Below are 16,797 nucleotides of genomic sequence, written 5' to 3' on the forward strand. Positions count from 1 at the left end.
AATTCCAAGGCTGGCATTGGTAAAAAAATCCTTTCAAAAGCAATTGCCAGTATTTTTGGTGTATTTATATTTCAGGCACAGGCCGCAAACAATATATTTGCTGATATACCTTTACATCTGCAAAGTAAATCAACTACTACAACAGCTTTTAATATCAAGCCAAACATTACTTTTTATATTGATGATTCTGGCAGTATGATTGATCCTATGGGCTATAGTTGTCGATATTATACTTACACTTGCAAAAGCCTAGATTCACGTACAAAAAAATGTAATAACTGGGGCGTTCCTTCGCCTTGGAGTGATGAAAATGACAGAATAGACGTGCCTGATCTGGGATGGTTAATGGACGACTACGATGATCCTGATCATCCGGTAGAACAGCATAAGCGAGTTTATTACGGTTTTTGTAAAGCGAACACGGAAGCTGACGGCATAACACCATTAAGAAAAATTAAGATGGTTAAAACTGTATTATCAAAGATTGTCAATGATTACAGAAATAATTTCTATTATAGCCTTCAGCCGATGAACAACTGGTTAACTTTAGAGCTGGATCGGAAAACCAACAATGCGGTATATGCAAATTATAACCATTTTTATGATACTTCAACTAAAGAAGGATATGATTGGATCATGGATCATATTAATGGGAATACAAAATATAATATTGCTGGACTGATAGCTGCTGGCGGCACCCCTACCACACTTCGTCTGAATGGCGTAGTGAGAAATACAATAATTAATAAGCTGCAATATCGTTGCCAGAAATCCTACCTGATTCTGCTAACTGACGGTCTTGATGCAGGTACCCTTCCAATAACAGATTCTACCAAGTATGCAGCAAATCTGACATGGGGATATGATGGCTATTTTGATGGAGATGAGTACAGGCCGACGAATGTTGGTGTAGTAGATCACACCCATTTATTAGAGTATTACACAAAAACTTTAGCCACTAAAAGTTTTGGTAAATATAGCTATACAAAAGATTTTACTGATGGTTGGGGCGGGGCTTACAATGTTAATACAAATAAATTTAAAGATAGAAGGCTTACCGATGATGCTGGTCAGCCATGGGATGGCCCTGATCCGCTAGCGGGCAACCCGGGGCATTCTGATACATTCACACAGACTGTACAGACATTTACCATAGGTGTGGGTCTTGGCTATAAGGGACTGACAAACCTGCAAAAAACTGCTCATAGCTATCTGCGCAATGGCGCTTCGCCCAGACCGGATTACGATCCAATAACCAATCCAGATGCAAAATACTTTTTTAATGCAAATTCACAACAGCAAATTCTTAACGCATTTCAAGAGATATTTGAGAAAATCAAAGGAGCAACAACAACCTCTATAACCAACGTGACTACTTCCGTACCTACTGTTGCGGTAACAGGTGGTACGTCTGCTGATTCTGTTGTTACAGCAATAGTAGATACCGGCCCTTGGAGCAGTAAAATCTGTATTCATGCCAAGAATGATACAAGTAAAACCTCATGTGACAGGCAGCCAACTTATGGCAATCGTCAGCTATTGCTAAACGATGGGCAAGATACTTATCTGTACTCCAGTTCATTGAAAAAGTTTGATAATAATTATTTTAAGATACCAAATAATAATTATCAAAATAATTCAGAGTGGCTGGAAGGATTATTGAGCTGGTATGCCCGCTCGAAAGCTGATAGTGCAATTAAAAAAGATGATTTTGTACTGGATTATCGCCAGCGCGACAAAATAGATAAAAACACTAGTGATGAAAGCCGTCGTAATATAGGCGACATTCTGGATAATCCGATTCGGTCTATCGGCGATAAAGTATCCGTGGGCACTGATAAAACCAATTATCAGAAATATATGATTACATCTGCAAATGATGGTATGGTTTATGTGTTCCGCGCAACTAATAATGCAGACCATCCCTATGATCTGAAGTTTAATTATATGCCAATGGCTATTGAGCGCCAGAGTAATAATGGTAGTGATCTGGTGGCTCATTACTATAAAGATCTGACTAATAATCAGTATGGCAGGGATTCCAATCATCCTCACCGCTATTTATTGAATGGTGGATTCTCGGTGTATGAAACTGAAAAAAGAAAAGATGCACCAAGCTTAATCTATATGATTTCCAATATGGGGCAAGCCGGACGTGGTGCTTTCGCTATTAATATTGGTGGAAATGATTTGATTTCCGGTGCGCCTATAGCAGCCGACAATATGAGTAGCGGTGACTGGTATAAGGATGTATTCTTGTTTCAGACACCTTCCGGTGCTAATAATCAATTTGGTTATACGATAGGCACACCAATAGCTTCGCGCATCCGGGTGAACAAAGATGTAAAAGCTTCATGGACATCCGTTACCGATCATATCAGAGAGGCTGCCTTTATTAATAATGGCTATAACTATTCTGACAATATGGCTCAACCGGTGCAACAATCTCCTGAATCTGCTTTATTTGTTTATGATGCATTAGGTATCGATGTTGGCACTGCGGGATATGCGAAAGTGGGCATGAAAGCTGGTGAGCAAATTGCCAAACTGGTAGGTCCTGGCGGTTCGGGCGGTCTCTCCAGCCCAGTTGCTTATGATCTGGACAGCGATGGCGTTGCTGATCTGGTTTACGCAGGCGATTATGGCGGCAATTTATTCAGATTTGATCTGCGCAATCCAGATCCGGCCAAATGGACTGCCACTAAAATATTCTCGGCAGGAGCGCCGATAACTGCTACTCCTGCTATATACGAGGTTGAAAACGAAACGGCTCAGAATAATTCAAGTGGCCATAAAAAACTGGTTATTGTATTCGGTACGGGCAGTAATATTTACCAGTCTGATTTGAATAATAATGATGAACAAGCTATTTATGGTATCTATGATGATCCGGATGAAACCAATAATGCTTTAATTGATAAGAGTTCACTCTTAGAGCAAGTAATGACATACAATGGCAGCAAAGGTCAATTAAGTAATTTGCCGTTCTCTCAACAAAGATATAAGGGATGGTATTTTAAATTAAATAATGATGGTGAGCGTGTGGTAACGCCTGTACAACAGCTTTTATACGCAGGCATCGTGGTAACTCGCTCATATTCGGTATCCGGTGATACTAAACCGAAAGATCCTTGTGATACAACGATTGTCAATGAAAGTACAAATGTCTATAGCCGCACAACTCAGTTTAATGCGCTGACTGGTAGCGCATTGACTCGGAATGATCCCCATATTAGCAATGATCCTGAGTTATCAAGCAGTGTTGGCGTACAAGGTACGATAGCATATTCGTTTATTGGCGGGGGGAATCAAAAGGTTACTTCTCAATCAGGCTTACGCAGCCCGCTTGTACCCGGTGGTGGTGACCGTAAACAACCTACTAGTTGCTTCCGTTCACTAATCGGAGGATTCGATAATCAGGGTAACAGCATTGATTTTGAAGGGGTTAATATGTGTCCCATTTCCTTTAAACGCCTGTCATGGAGGGAAATTAAAACTAATTATATGTAAATCAGGTGGCACTTGATTTCTATTTAAAAATTGAAGCAGCCGGTTCTTTCTGAATTTAATTTACAGTTTGAACCGGCTGCTTCAATTTTAATACTCAGGTGAACACTCTTCTATTTCACTCTGCTGTACTGTGTTAAGTGTATAAAATTATTCTGTAATTGATTAATTCTCTGTAACTACTCAGTTGAGGGGACTGTAAATTAAAAATACAGTATTGGTGAAAAGATGATGAATGTGGTATTCAATACAGTCTGCAAGTAGTTACTGTGAAATGCGAGCAGACTGGATAGGTAATTTAGTCGGTAAAGTGTTTTAATTTTTCAATTTTGGTATGCAAGTAATGCTGATTTTCAGGATTCTGTCCAACATGCAGGGGTATGCGATTAACTACGTTGATACCATGCGCCTGGAGTGTGGCCACTTTTTGCGGATTGTTGGTCATTAGCTGTACTGAGTGTATACCGAGATAATCAAGTATATCTTTAGCCAGAGAAAAATCGCGGGCGTCTACGGGTAGCCCTAAGGCCAGATTGGCATCTACTGTATCCAGACCTTCATCCTGTAGTTTGTAGGCTCTGATTTTGTTTAATAAACCAATGCCACGCCCTTCCTGACGTAAGTAAACGATTACGCCGCGCCCTGCCTGCTGCACGGCTTTCATGGCAGCTTCAAGCTGCGGGCCACAATCGCAACGCTTGGAAAATAAGGCATCGCCGGTAAGACATTCCGAATGAATTCGTCCCAGTACTGCTTGGCCACTGGCAATGTCGCCTACGGTGAGTGCTACGTGCTCCTGCCGGTTGCGTATGTCTTCAAACCCGTACATGGTAAATTCACCCCACTGTGTTGGTAAACGGCAGGAGGCAATAAAGCGTACTGGGCTATGATCTTTAATCTGGTTTTGATGTGTTGTTGTCATGATATTTATCCCTTGATAAGTGCTGTACTGGCGTTATGCAGATTTTGCAGTAATGGTGTGATCGCTATGGCCAGTGCTGTCCAGTCGATTAATTCGGCGTCGGTAATGGCATTATTATGCTGATGGGTGGAGTGCAATACGCCGAGTATCTGCCCCTGCTCTCCGGTTATGGGCGCTGCTAGCTGGGAGGCACCGGTCTGTTCACCGCTCAGGCTGCCATCTGCAAGCCATTGCTGAACGTCATTTACTTGATTCAGCCAGCCGGTTGTCGCTGTTCGGGCAAATAGATACTGTTGCACCTGTTGCTGCCCGCATTCAATTCTGGCCGGCAATTTACTGCCCTGAGCCAATAATCGATATAACTGCCCTGCTTTGTCATCTGTTTCGTATAAATATACAGCAAAGGTATCGTTATGATGCCGGCTTGCTATTGAGTCGAAAGCAAGATACATCTGGCGCAAGGTATAAGCGCTGTTATTATTGGCGGTAAACAGATCAACTGGCTGTATCTGACGCAATGCTGCCTGATCCAAACCAAATTTTTGTGCCAGTCTGAATCCGTTTTCTTCATACCACAATACAGACATATCGATTTCTGCCTGCGCCAGCTCTAATACAGATTGTATCGCCAATATGGCCATCTGTACTTCTTCTGCCGGTACTTTTAATCCTTGCGTTTGCAGGTAATCACGCACCTGAGCGCATATCATATTTGTCCTTACTTTTTTCTTGGCAAGCGATTATTGTAACCGAAAATCGCCCGGATACCGGATACAAGCTACATGGGTGATTAAAAACTTCTTTATTGTTTATTATGGTATTTTGGATGCTGAGAATCAGCAACTATGATTAAATCATTTCTATCAGTTATTTATAAATGATTATTTTGCTGTTTGTTGCCAACAATGAGTTTATTTGTTGATTAATGACTAGCTGAATCAATATATTCTGCTATTAATTAGCCGTATCTAAAGATGCCGTAGTTTACTTTAAACTCTTGTAGCTGTTAATTTAATCTCAGCAAGTTAAATTAAGGTTAAGTTCTTGTATTATTTAAAATTACAATCAATAATAAGTCTACCGTAGCTTCACGGTAGATATTGTAAAAGGAGTGGTATATGAGTAATCTGAAACCCGGTGATAATTCTGGTACTAATGGCGGAATTTATCAGGAAGTTGATCAGCATGGTCATGGTGTGGAAAATTATATTACGCTGAAAGACCATGAAAAAGCACCTCCAACTCAGCATGCAGGTAATAGCTGGAAGTTGAAGGAACGCACACCAGACAGTAAGCACTGATTATATTTGTTGCAAGCTATCTGGCTGGCTGTCATGCATGTTGTTAAACGGTAATTTGTTATTGTGGTAACTGCTGCATGATAACAGGCAACCAGATAGCTTTTGTTTGTTATTGATTATATTAATGCTGTATTAGTACTATGAATGTTTACTATTGGCTGTGTTTTATGTAGTCATCTTCTTCTCTCTTTTATACTGTTTGGTTTTATGCTAATTTTCTACCAATATACTAATTAATATGTTGGTTATGATTTTTTATTAAAGAAGTGAACTAAGGAGTTATTGCAATCACTTTAATGATTGTTTAGGTATTGATTATATATTATTAATTCACAAGATTAGTATCCAAAGATGAGGGTGAAGTAATTCTTTGATCAGCCTTAACCACTAGATAAGTAAAAAGATTTTTGATTTTTCCATTAATGGGATTGAGAAATTTTTAATACAAGATTCTGGGTTAATATTTTATGTTTTTGCCTTTGATTGCAACTGTGAATACGGCGAAATTAATTGATGCTTTAATACGGAACAGGTTTTTGCTAAGGTTTTAAACAGTTATTAAAACGGGGGTTTTGATGAGAATTACTGTACGACTGAGGCAATTTATCACCTCAGATACAATATCGGTGATTGGGAGTATCAATGTTTGGATACGCTATACGTTTTTAGTGAGGATGAGCTCAATAACTATTTTAATCAGCTTTATCCTAATGGCGTTGATGATGATTATGGTGCATGGAAAGCTTTCGTTAATAGTTTGTTTGATTTATTCACAAACCAATTAGTTGAATTTTCAAAAACAGAAATTTTTAAAAAAATTCCTAAAACAAATGATTTTAAATTTTTTTGTATAGACCATGATGAAGATATTGAAGAAGCCATAGAGCACATGAATCTGGTTTTGTCTGATTAAAATATTTTTGGCTATAAGCATTTATCTTTATGGCTTGAAAGATATTTATTTCAATGCTGGTTTTCAACAGTATAACATTGGTATATGCATGTTTCGGATGCCGGATGAAAATTTGCGTATTATGGTTACTAACCATCTAATTCTGTTATCTTTTCTATCTGAATGATGTGAAATCGTCTGTTATTGGGTTGATTGGTCAGATAAAGCGGTTAATTTTATGATTTTGGATCTTCCGGTATTTATGGCTGATTATGCTGGAATGCCCTCTGGTGTTGTTGTCTAACATATTGATATAACGATCGTGCTGATAGTTCGAGATGCGATTGAGGTAAGCAGCTGATTTCAGTATCTGTTGATAATTGCTTTTTAGCTTTCCCGATTATTTCGGGCACAGCTTTGTTTCCTGCAACAATGATGTGGTAAGTTTGTGCTCATCGCCAAATTTAATAATACTTTACATATATTCTATATGTGTATGGTAATCAATGGTTTTGATAAGTGCATTTTGTTTTTCCAGAGAACAAAATGTCATTAATTAAAATTTTTTCTTTTATCTTACATAAGTATATTTTGTAAGTTTGTTTTAAATCAGTTTTTTTTCTAAGAGGGTTTGCTATTGCAAATATATCCATTAGGTTAATTTTAGTTTGTTAGAATCTATTAAATACGCTATAAATGATAAATGATGCATTCACTCAACTTTGACGAAGGAGAATACGACTAAGGTCAAATTAGCATAAATTCCGTTTGATTATTTTACGATTTTCTGCGTAATTTTTTTTCAGAACGATAACAAATCAGGACAATCTATGAACTTACTACAAGTATTATCGCTCGTATTATTAGTTGTGATTTTGATTCTGGCTGTCTGGCGACATGTCAATATTGGTTTGCTGGGGTTTAGTGCTACAGCAGTGTTGGTTATGGTATCTGTGCTCATTGCAGATAGTTCTGCCACAGGGATGGTGCTAAGTAGTAAGGATGTTCTCCATCATTTTCCCGGCGCTATTGTGACGTTGTTAATTGGTGTGTCTATATTATTTGCTCATCTGGAAAAAAGCGGCGGATTGAGCTGGTTTACTGATAAGGTATACGCTAAGTTGGGGCATCATACGCATGTTGTACCTTGGATTGGCTATTTTATTGGATTTACTATTTCTACAGCCGGTGCCTTTTCTACTGCTTCGATTACGTTGCTGGTACCAGTAATTGCAGCTTTGGGCAGAAAACATCCCAGACTGTTTTTTATCTGTGAGATGGCAGCAATTATTGGGGCTAATACGGGGGCATTGTCGCCGATTAATCCCACTGGTCAGGTAATTCTTGATGCAGCTAAAAAGGCGCAAGTTGTGTATAACCCGTGGCTGGTATGGCTGCTGGGAATGTTAATCAGTTTTATTTTTGTCATTGCTTTACAGATTGTGTTTCATGAAAAAAGAGTAGTTGATAAAGATGATGTTAATGCATCCAAAAAGGGCTTTTTGCTGCTTAAACCAATCAAGCAGGAAAACGGTGACAATCATCAGTTACAACCATTTTATGCTATATGCTCTACTGTTGCAGTTTTGATTTTTCTTCTGCTGGTGGTCTTTGCTAAAGCCAATGTGGGCTTAACTGCTTTGACGCTGGCTGTGGTGCTGATGCTGTTTTTCCCTAAAAACAGTAAGGATTTTGTGAAAAAGATTCCGTGGAATGCTGTGGTGGTTATCAGTGGTTTGCTGGTTCTTATTGGTACGATGATGCAGATAGATACGATGAAAGCAGTTGAGCATGGGCTGTTAAGTCTGACCAGCAGTAAAATCGCTTTGCTATTTATGCTGGCTTACCTGATTACTTTCCTGAGTAATGTTGAGTCGTCTACTTTAGGCGTAATCAGTCTGATGATTCCGATGGTATTTACTATTTTTGGTGACTCACCGCAAATTTCGCTGATTCTGACAGCCTGTGCAGCTCCGGCGATGCTCAGTGTGGTTAATCCGATTCATATTGCCGGTACGCTGGTGGTGAGTGTTACGGATGAAAAGCAGCAGGAGACAATGTTTAAACGTCTGCTGATTATTGCTTTTTCTACGGTGCCGATTTTCCCGGGCTTGGCTATGATTGTGCCCGTGCTAATGATGTAATTACCGTGCGATGTAAGTGCTCTGCCTGTAAGCAGAGCTTTTTATTATCTATGCTGTAATTGTCTGGAGCTGGCTGATCTTTGAATTGTGTTTTTCTATTGGTTTTGGGTTTATCTGGTGGAAAAATCAGTTAACAGCTGCTCTGGACTACGGCACAATGATATTCTGTTTTTGATTGATACGTTTGATATGCAAATTTATTTAGTTGGTGGGGCGGTAAGGGATAAGTATTTGCAACGTCCGGTAGCTGACCGCGATTGGGTGGTTGTAGGTGCCAGCGCTGAAGATATGTTACAGGCTGGCTATCAGCCGGTGGGTAAAGACTTTCCGGTTTTTCTGCATCCGCAGACACATGAGGAATATGCGCTGGCGCGCACGGAACGCAAGGTAGCGGCAGGTTATGCTGGCTTTACTTTTCATGCAGCAGCTGATGTTACGCTGGAGCAGGATTTGCAGCGACGTGATTTAACGATAAATGCGATGGCAGAAGATGCAGCGGGCAATCTGATCGATCCATATAATGGTCTGTCTGATTTACGCCGTGGTATTTTGCGCCATGTCAGCCCGGCATTTGCGGAAGATCCTGTGCGGATTTTGCGTATCGCCCGATTTGCAGCCCGTTACGGGTTTCAGGTTGCGGATGAAACGATGGTATTAATGCGCCAGATGGTGGACAATGGTGAGGTAAATGCGCTGGTTGCTGAGCGGGTGTGGCAGGAGCTGGCGAAAGGGCTGATGGAAAAGCAACCCCGTTTGATGATTGAGGTTTTACGTATCTGTGGTGCACTGAAGATTATTCTGCCGGAAGTAGATGCTTTATTCGGTGTACCGCAACGGGCTGATTATCATCCGGAAATAGATGCTGGTGAGCATACGCTACTTTGCTTGCAGTATGCAGCCGAACATGATTATTCGCTGGAAGAACGCTACGCTACGCTTACCCATGATCTGGGTAAGGCGCTGACACCAGTTGATAAATTACCTAGCCACCCCGGACACGATCATGCCGGTATTCTGCCTGTGGAGGCAGTTAACCAGCGCTGGCAGGTGCCTAAGGTGTGCGCACAGCTGGCAAGGCTTGTCTGTGAATATCATATCAGGCTGCACAGTGTGAGCCAGTTCAAACCGAAAACGGTTCTGGACATTCTGAAAAAAACCGATGCTTTTCGCCGCCCGCAACGGTTTGCCCAGATTTTACGGGTATGTGTGGCGGATATACGCGGGCGGCTAGGATTTGAACAACAGCAATACCCACAACAGCAGCACTGGCTGACCATGCAATCTGCGGCAATGGATATTGATGCAGCTTCAATCGCCCGTACTACGGCTGATTCGCAGCAGATTGCTCAGGCTATAGATCAGGCAAGATTGAATCAGATCCGCCCGTTACAGAATGCTTATCGTCAATCTCAATCTAACGGCTACTAATTATGTCTGTCTCTGCGCTTGTCACTCAATTATCGGATAAATTATCACTGCATAAACAACTGGCCGCAGAGATGTTCCGGCAACGCCAGCATCCATTTGGATATTTTCGCCAGCATACTCAGGTTGTTACTGAGGTGTTACTTACGCTGTGGCAGGAATTTTTTGCCGGAAAGCAGTTATGTTTACTGGCTATAGGTGGTTTCGGGCGTGGGGAGATGTATCCGTATTCTGACACGGATATGGCTATTATCAGTAAAAATGTGATTGATGATGATCTGCAACAGCAGATTGCTGCATTTGTGCAAATATTATGGGATTTGCAATTACAGCCAGCATTAAAGGTGGGCACGATTGGGGAATTATGTGAAAGTGCACGGCAGGATTTAACGGGAGATTCTGCTTTATTGGAAAGTCGCTTTCTGTGCGGTGAACAGCAACTGGCAACAGAATTTATCCATCAGCTTGATTTGCAGCGTGATGTAGCCGCTTTTATTGAAGGGAAAATACTGGAGCAATGGCAACGCTATGCCAAAGCTTCAGGTGAAGCCAGTCTGCTGGAAGCGAATGTAAAAACTACTCAGGGCGGTTTACGTGATATTCATACGCTGCTGTGGCTGGCTAAGGTACAGGGATTACCGCCGCAGATTCATGAGCTGATGAAAAAGGCGATTCTGAACCGCACTGAAGCCAGACTGTTACTTAGCTGCCAAAAACAGTTAGCAAAAATCCGCATTGAGCTGCATTTAACTGCCAAACGTGCAGAAGACAGGCTGATTTTTGATCTGCAAACGCTGGTGGCACAGAATCTGGGCTATGCAGATGATGGCACTTCGCGTGCCAGTGAAAAGCTGATGCATGATTTTTACCGTGCTCTTAAAGGGGTAAAACAGCTCAGTGGCATTCTGGTGCCAATGCTGCGCGACCGTGTCTATGCTACTCTACCGCGTGTGATTGCGGAACTTGATGAGTATTACTATCAGGTTGGCAATATGCTGGCAGTACACGATCTTGAGCTTTTCCGGAAAAAGCCAGAACATATTTTTACTATTCTGCGCATTGCTCAGGAACACAGCGATATTGTTGGTCTCGCGCCGAAAACGTTGCGTGTCTGGTGGGCAGCAGCCCATGAGCTGGTTAATGAGGAGTTTTATCAGAATCCGGTTAACCGCAAGTGTTTTGCCAGTTTTTTCAGGCATGGCGACGGGCTGACTCATTTACTGCGGTTTATCAATCTGTATGGTGTGCTGGGACGCTACCTGCCTGCATGGGGAAAAATCGTTGGTTTGCTGCAACACGATTTAATTCATATTTATCCGGTAGACGATCATATTTTAATGGTGGTGCGCAATATGCGGCGCATGGCTATGGAGCAGCACAGCCATGAATTGCCTTTTGCATCTACTCTGATGCATTCCTTTGCGCATAAGCATGTTTTATATATGGCGGCACTGTTTCATGATATTGCTAAGGGGCGTGGCGGCAACCATGCGCAAAAGGGTGTGCCTGATGCACGGCGTTTTGCTGAAGATCATTTTCTGGATGCGGAAGAAAGTGATTTACTCACGTGGCTGGTAGAACAGCATTTGCTGATGTCGATGACTGCACAAAAAGAAGATATTCAGGATCCGGAAGTAGTTGCCCGATTCAGTAAACAGGTAAAAACGGTTGAACGCCTGACTGCGCTGTATTTGCTTACAGTGGCTGATATTCGTGGCACCAATCCTAAAATCTGGAGTTCTTGGAAAGCCAGTCTGCTGGAAAGATTATATAAAGCCACGCTGCACCATTTAAGTGGTAAACAAAGTAACCGGCAGGCAGCTATTCTTGACCGCCGGCAGCAGGCAATGCATGAGTTAAGTCATTATCATATTAGCAAAACTCAGCAACGGGAGTTGTGGCACATTCTGGGGGAGGCTTATTTTGCCCGCCATGAGTGGCAGGATATTCTCTGGCATTTGTCGAAAATTATCAATTATGAACAACAGGCACAGGCGCATACTCGGCTGCTACCGGATACTGATACGTTAAAGGTAATGGTGTACATGCCTAATCGTCCGAAATTGTTTACTGAGCTGGCCTCGGTTTTCAGTGAGGCCGGTATGAATATTCTGACTGCCCGTGCTTATATTACTGAGCACAATTTTATTCTGGACACTTTTATTTTGCAGTTTCCCTCAGGGCTCAGCACTGGCGATTATCTGGCTATTCAGAATAAAACAGAACTGGCGCTGAATCAGTTTGTCAACGGTCATTTGCCGATGTCTGCCAGCAATCCGGCCAATCTGAGCCGGCGTAGCCGCCATATACCAGTTGCACCGCGTATCAGCATTGACGATGAGGAAGATGCTGGCTGGTATAATCTGCATATTATTACGGCTAACCGGCGGTTTTTACTTGCTAATATTGCCGCGGTATTATCTGAGCTAAACATCAGTATTCGCTTTGCTAAAATCACAACTTTAGATGAGCGTGTGGAAGACAGTTTTTTGATATATGCCCCTCAGCTAGCCGATACGCGGCAGCAATTACGGCTTAAAAATGCTTTGCTTGATCAGCTTCTGCTGTAAGTGAAGATGATACGCATCTACTGAGATATACTTTACAATGGTAGTAAGCGGTAATGACAGGGAGCGGATAATGAACGGGTTTCAGATTGATAATGAACTTCTGAGGCAATGGCGGCGACTGGCGCTTATTCACTTTCCAGCTCTGTGCCAGCCTCGCTCTGCGCACAGCCACAAAGGCACATTTGGCACGCTGGGCATTGTGGGTGGTGCTGAAGGGATGGCCGGTTCGATTACGCTGGCGGGCATGGCTGCTTTGCATTGTGGTTGCGGTAAAGTCTGGCTTGGCTTTCACCAGTCTGCTTTACCAATACCGTTACTGTTTCAGCAGCCTGAAATTATGCTGAGTACTGCAAATCGGCTGCTACAACGCTCAGATATTACTGCATGGGTGATTGGCTGCGGTCTGGGAACAGAAACATCTGCTTTAACTAAGCTGACTGAATGTCTGCAACAGAAAAGCGTTGTCCCTATGCTACTGGATGCCGACGCGCTTAATTTGGTGGCACAACAGCCGGCTTTGCTGAGCAGCAGACAAAATCAACAAGACATTATTTTAACGCCGCATTTGGGCGAAGCAGCACGTCTGTTACATTGTTCGATCGGTGAGATACAGAATAACCGTTATCAGGCTGTGCGCTGTCTGGCCGAAAAATATGATGTATGGGTGGTATTGAAAGGTCACCAGAGTCTGATCGCGTCGCCCAACGGGCAGGTACAGCAAAATGAAACGGGTAATTCAGGGCTGGCAACTGCCGGTAGTGGTGATGTGCTGGCTGGGATTATTGGCAGTTTACTGGCTCAACGCATACCGCCACAACAGGCTGTTTATGCTGGTGTGTGGTTACATGGTGCTGCGGCAGACATTCTTGCAGCCAGTGAAATCGGCCCCATAGGTTTATGTGCCAGTGAAATAGCAGCAGCTGTACGCTGGCTGCGTAACCGCCTGACTGAACCAGTCTGAATACGATAAAAAAACTGATGGCGATGAGCAGATAATGACCATCAGTTTTGGTTTTGTGTTAGTTTATATATTAGCGTTTTTACGATATCGGAAAGATGCTGCGCATTTATTGCTCATCTGCCAAAGCCCAGTCTACGGCGGCAGTTGCATGGATAGCAGTAGTATCAAATACCGGAACAGGACTATCAGCCTGCGAAACCAGTAGCATAATTTCGGTACAGCCCAGAATAATCGCTTGTGCACCTGCATCTACCAGACGCTGGATAATTTGCCGGTACTGCTGGCGCGATTCTTCTCGGATAATACCTGATACCAGTTCGTTATAAATGATTTTGTGTACGGTCTGGCAATCTGTGTCATTCGGAATCACTACTTCCAAACCAAATTTATCTGTAAGCCGCCCTTTATAAAAATCTTGTTTCATGGTGAATTCTGTACCTAGCAAACCCACTTTGTGCAGTTTTTGGCGACAAATCTGCTGTGCAGTTGCATCGGCAATATGCAGCAGTGGAATGCGCACGGTGTTCTGTACCTGTTCGGCCATGCGATGCATGGTATTGGTACAAATTACGATGCATTGTGCTCCGCCCTGCTCCAGTTGGCGCGCAGCCGTACACATGTTTTCTGCCAATTCATCCCAGCATCCCTGATGCTGCAATGCTTCAATTTCTGCAAAGTCTACGGATAACATGACGCTTCGGGCAGAATGCGGGCTACCCAAACGGTCACGTACTTGTTCATTAATCATGCGGTAATATTCGGCAGAGCTTTCCCAGCTCATACCGCCCAGTAAACCGATGGTTTTCATGATATCCCTTTTGTTAGTTAAACAGCTATTTTGTCAGCAATCTGAGAATTTCTTTTGGCTGTTCAATAATATAATCTGCCGGCCAGCTTGCTGTGTTATCTTGTGCACTGATATAACCCCAGTTTGCTAGTACTGTTGTCATGCCGGCATTGCGTCCGGCCTGCATATCACGTTCCGCATCACCGATATACAGGCAGTTTTCAGGCATCACGTTGATTTGCCGGCAAGCATAATACATTGGTTCGGTACTCGGCTTGGGTGCACTGGTGGTATCACCACTGACGACAACTGCCGGCGCGATACTGCAACCTAGTTTCGGTATCAGGCGTTCGGTGAATATATGTGATTTATTGGTGATAATACCCCAGACTATACCTTGCTGATCGAGCTTCTGTAAGACTTCATTTATACCGCCAAAGAGTACTGTTTGTTCGGTAAAGTGCTGTTCATACTCTGCCATGAATGCCTGTCTTAAAGCGTTAAATTTAGGGTTGTCAGGCTGTATCCCTGTACCTAGTTTAATCAATTCTGCGGCGCCATGACTGGCTACAGGACGAATTTCGGCCATATTTTTGGGCGGTAATTGCTGCTGCTCCAATACCCGATTAAGGGCTGTACCTAAATCCGGTGCGGTATCTGCAAGTGTACCATCCAAATCAAATAATACTGCTTTAATCATGTTTTCTATCCAGTCAAATATCATTAATCATTCAGCATGTATTGTATTAATGTACATGCCGATGGGCAACCGATGGAATGCAGCACAGCAGATTATTGCTGTGGGTATGGGCAGTGCTTTCTGTCTGTACGGTTACATGGTGGATGTTATGTGTCAGTAGTGTTTCTGCCAGTGCATTCACTAATTTTTCTGCTTCTGTCACTGTTAATGCGCCATCAACCACAATATGGCAGGATAAGGCATTCATGTTGCTGGTGATGGTCCATGCATGTAAATCATGTACTGCTTCAATTCCGGGCATGGCCAGAATAATGTTACTCAATTGTTCCAGTTCAATGGTATCTGGTGTACTTTCCATCAGAATGCGCAGGGTTGTTTTCAGAATTCCTAGGCCACTGTAGGCAATCAGACAAGCAACTACGATACTGGTGAGCGGATCAGCCCAGCGCCAGCCAAACAGCATCATGAGTACGGCAGCAGCAATTGCCCCCACAGAACCCAGTAAATCGCCCAGCACATGTAAAAAAGCGCCACGCATGTTGACGTTATGCTTGGTCTCGCTACTCCGATGCATATACCAAGCGATAATGATATTCACCAGCAAGCCAAGAATGCTGATAATCAACATGCCACGGGTAGCGATATCGGGTGGATTGATAAAACGGCCGATTGCTTCATACACGATCATTACTGCAATCACAATCAGTGCCATGCCATTCACCGCAGCAGCAATAATTTCAAAACGCTTATAGCCAAAAGTCTGGCGCTGATTAACCGGGCGTTCACTCAGATGAAATGCTATTAGGGATAATGCCAGTGCGAGTGTGTCCGAAAACATATGGCCTGCATCCGACAGCAACGCAAGGCTATTGGTTAACCAGCCACCTATAATTTCTACTACCATGTATGCGCCGATCACCAGCAGGGATATGCGTAAAACCTGCTTATCTGTACTGTGTGAACCTAGATGGTGATGATGTGCAGCACCATTATGGTGGTGTTCATGGGTATGGTTGTGTTCGTGCATATAATGCCTTTTTCAATTGTCTGCTACTGCTACGGGCTAAACCCTGATAGGAGGTGAAATTCAAATTTTTACGCCTGTTGTGATCATTCCGAGACATGTTGCTGATACAAATATACTCTCAAATGGTGAATACCTGATTCTATTTGATATTAACAGAAAAAAGAGAAAATCTGCTGCTGTTTAATTAAGTAAGACGTCAATAGTACTTGTGGCAGAGAGTCGAGATATTGCTTTATGGGTATTGCGCGCGCGGTTAATAGTCGTTTACTAAAATTAATTTTGTTCTGATAACAAAATTTTATATCTGAATTTTGTTACAATTCTTCACATTTACAGGTAAAATATTGTTTCCCGTCATTAATTCAATTAATTTAGCATAGCAGTATCGGATTATGGGAATTACCGCCAATTCAGATTAACTGAAAAGAATGTAAATTCAGCAATGTTACACTGTAAGCTTTACTTTATCTGTGTAAGCGGGTTTGTGTTCATAGTGTATGAATATTAATTCTTAGCGTATTAACGGCATCTGAATAATATTACTATTCGATTGCAACCCTG

The 16,797-nt window shown here is 42.4% G+C and carries 12 protein-coding genes; 7 read left to right on the forward strand and 5 right to left on the reverse strand.

From position 1 onward, the window contains the following. The first annotated feature begins 195 nt into the window (after positions 1-195). On the forward strand, positions 196-3,510 hold the full coding sequence (locus J6578_RS01435; protein WP_287953723.1) for a PilC/PilY family type IV pilus protein: 3,315 nt from the start codon (positions 196-198) through the stop codon (positions 3,508-3,510). 295 nt (positions 3,511-3,805) lie between these two features. Here J6578_RS01435 and ribA read toward each other — a convergent pair whose 3' ends face one another. Both ribA and J6578_RS01445 read right to left on the reverse strand, forming a co-directional pair. Next, a complete protein-coding gene (gene ribA / locus J6578_RS01440) occupies positions 3,806-4,429 on the reverse strand; it encodes a GTP cyclohydrolase II (protein WP_100151158.1) in 624 nt (207 codons plus the stop codon). 5 nt (positions 4,430-4,434) lie between these two features. After that, positions 4,435-5,139, reverse strand: coding sequence for a hypothetical protein (locus tag J6578_RS01445; protein ID WP_287953725.1), 705 nt, complete (start codon positions 5,137-5,139; stop codon positions 4,435-4,437). A 408-nt stretch (positions 5,140-5,547) separates the two neighbouring features. On the opposite strand from J6578_RS01445, the gene J6578_RS01450 reads away from it, so the two are divergent. From J6578_RS01450 to J6578_RS01475, 6 genes are all read left to right on the forward strand, one after another. Further along, on the forward strand, positions 5,548-5,730 hold the full coding sequence (locus J6578_RS01450) for a hypothetical protein (RefSeq protein WP_093090756.1): 183 nt from the start codon (positions 5,548-5,550) through the stop codon (positions 5,728-5,730). Between the two features lie 601 nt (positions 5,731-6,331). Continuing rightward, complete coding sequence (locus tag J6578_RS01455) at positions 6,332-6,643, forward strand: DUF4303 domain-containing protein (RefSeq protein WP_287953858.1); 312 nt, start codon at positions 6,332-6,334, stop codon at positions 6,641-6,643. Positions 6,644-7,452: 809 nt separating this feature from the next. Next, entirely contained in the window at positions 7,453-8,766 is a 1,314-nt protein-coding gene (locus J6578_RS01460) for an SLC13 family permease (RefSeq protein ID WP_239364302.1), read from the forward strand. Positions 8,767-8,955: 189 nt separating this feature from the next. Further along, positions 8,956-10,194 (forward strand): multifunctional CCA addition/repair protein, encoded by a 1,239-nt coding sequence (locus J6578_RS01465; protein WP_287953727.1) that lies wholly within the window; start codon positions 8,956-8,958, stop codon positions 10,192-10,194. A gap of 2 nt (positions 10,195-10,196) precedes the next feature. After that, on the forward strand, positions 10,197-12,761 hold the full coding sequence (glnD, locus tag J6578_RS01470; RefSeq protein WP_287950382.1) for a [protein-PII] uridylyltransferase: 2,565 nt from the start codon (positions 10,197-10,199) through the stop codon (positions 12,759-12,761). Positions 12,762-12,831: 70 nt separating this feature from the next. Then, on the forward strand, positions 12,832-13,722 hold the full coding sequence (locus J6578_RS01475; RefSeq protein WP_287953729.1) for an NAD(P)H-hydrate dehydratase: 891 nt from the start codon (positions 12,832-12,834) through the stop codon (positions 13,720-13,722). A gap of 106 nt (positions 13,723-13,828) precedes the next feature. On the opposite strand, the gene J6578_RS01480 is transcribed toward J6578_RS01475, so the two are convergent. From J6578_RS01480 to J6578_RS01490, 3 genes are read right to left on the reverse strand one after another with little or no spacing between them, the layout of a single operon-like run. Beyond that, positions 13,829-14,530, reverse strand: coding sequence for an aspartate/glutamate racemase family protein (locus J6578_RS01480; protein WP_093090764.1), 702 nt, complete (start codon positions 14,528-14,530; stop codon positions 13,829-13,831). Between the two features lie 25 nt (positions 14,531-14,555). Next, positions 14,556-15,209: an HAD family hydrolase gene (locus tag J6578_RS01485; RefSeq protein WP_037405808.1), complete on the reverse strand. Its 654-nt coding sequence runs from the start codon at positions 15,207-15,209 to the stop codon at positions 14,556-14,558. Positions 15,210-15,255: 46 nt separating this feature from the next. Then, positions 15,256-16,236: a cation diffusion facilitator family transporter gene (locus J6578_RS01490; RefSeq protein ID WP_287953732.1), complete on the reverse strand. Its 981-nt coding sequence runs from the start codon at positions 16,234-16,236 to the stop codon at positions 15,256-15,258. Positions 16,237-16,797 lie beyond the last annotated feature (561 nt).

The sequence above is a fragment of the Snodgrassella sp. genome, from assembly GCF_024103505.1.
Lineage (GTDB): Bacteria > Pseudomonadota > Gammaproteobacteria > Burkholderiales > Neisseriaceae > Snodgrassella > Snodgrassella communis.

Coding starts and splice junctions, on each gene's coding strand:
- J6578_RS01435 (WP_287953723.1), top strand. CDS start 196: ATGATTGATCCTATGGGCTATAGTTGTCGATATTATACTTACACTTGC.
- ribA (WP_100151158.1), bottom strand. CDS start 4,429: ATGACAACAACACATCAAAACCAGATTAAAGATCATAGCCCAGTACGC.
- J6578_RS01445 (WP_287953725.1), bottom strand. CDS start 5,139: ATGATATGCGCTCAGGTGCGTGATTACCTGCAAACGCAAGGATTAAAA.
- J6578_RS01450 (WP_093090756.1), top strand. CDS start 5,548: ATGAGTAATCTGAAACCCGGTGATAATTCTGGTACTAATGGCGGAATT.
- J6578_RS01460 (WP_239364302.1), top strand. CDS start 7,453: ATGAACTTACTACAAGTATTATCGCTCGTATTATTAGTTGTGATTTTG.
- J6578_RS01465 (WP_287953727.1), top strand. CDS start 8,956: ATGCAAATTTATTTAGTTGGTGGGGCGGTAAGGGATAAGTATTTGCAA.
- glnD (WP_287950382.1), top strand. CDS start 10,197: ATGTCTGTCTCTGCGCTTGTCACTCAATTATCGGATAAATTATCACTG.
- J6578_RS01475 (WP_287953729.1), top strand. CDS start 12,832: ATGAACGGGTTTCAGATTGATAATGAACTTCTGAGGCAATGGCGGCGA.
- J6578_RS01480 (WP_093090764.1), bottom strand. CDS start 14,530: ATGAAAACCATCGGTTTACTGGGCGGTATGAGCTGGGAAAGCTCTGCC.
- J6578_RS01485 (WP_037405808.1), bottom strand. CDS start 15,209: ATGATTAAAGCAGTATTATTTGATTTGGATGGTACACTTGCAGATACC.
- J6578_RS01490 (WP_287953732.1), bottom strand. CDS start 16,236: ATGCACGAACACAACCATACCCATGAACACCACCATAATGGTGCTGCA.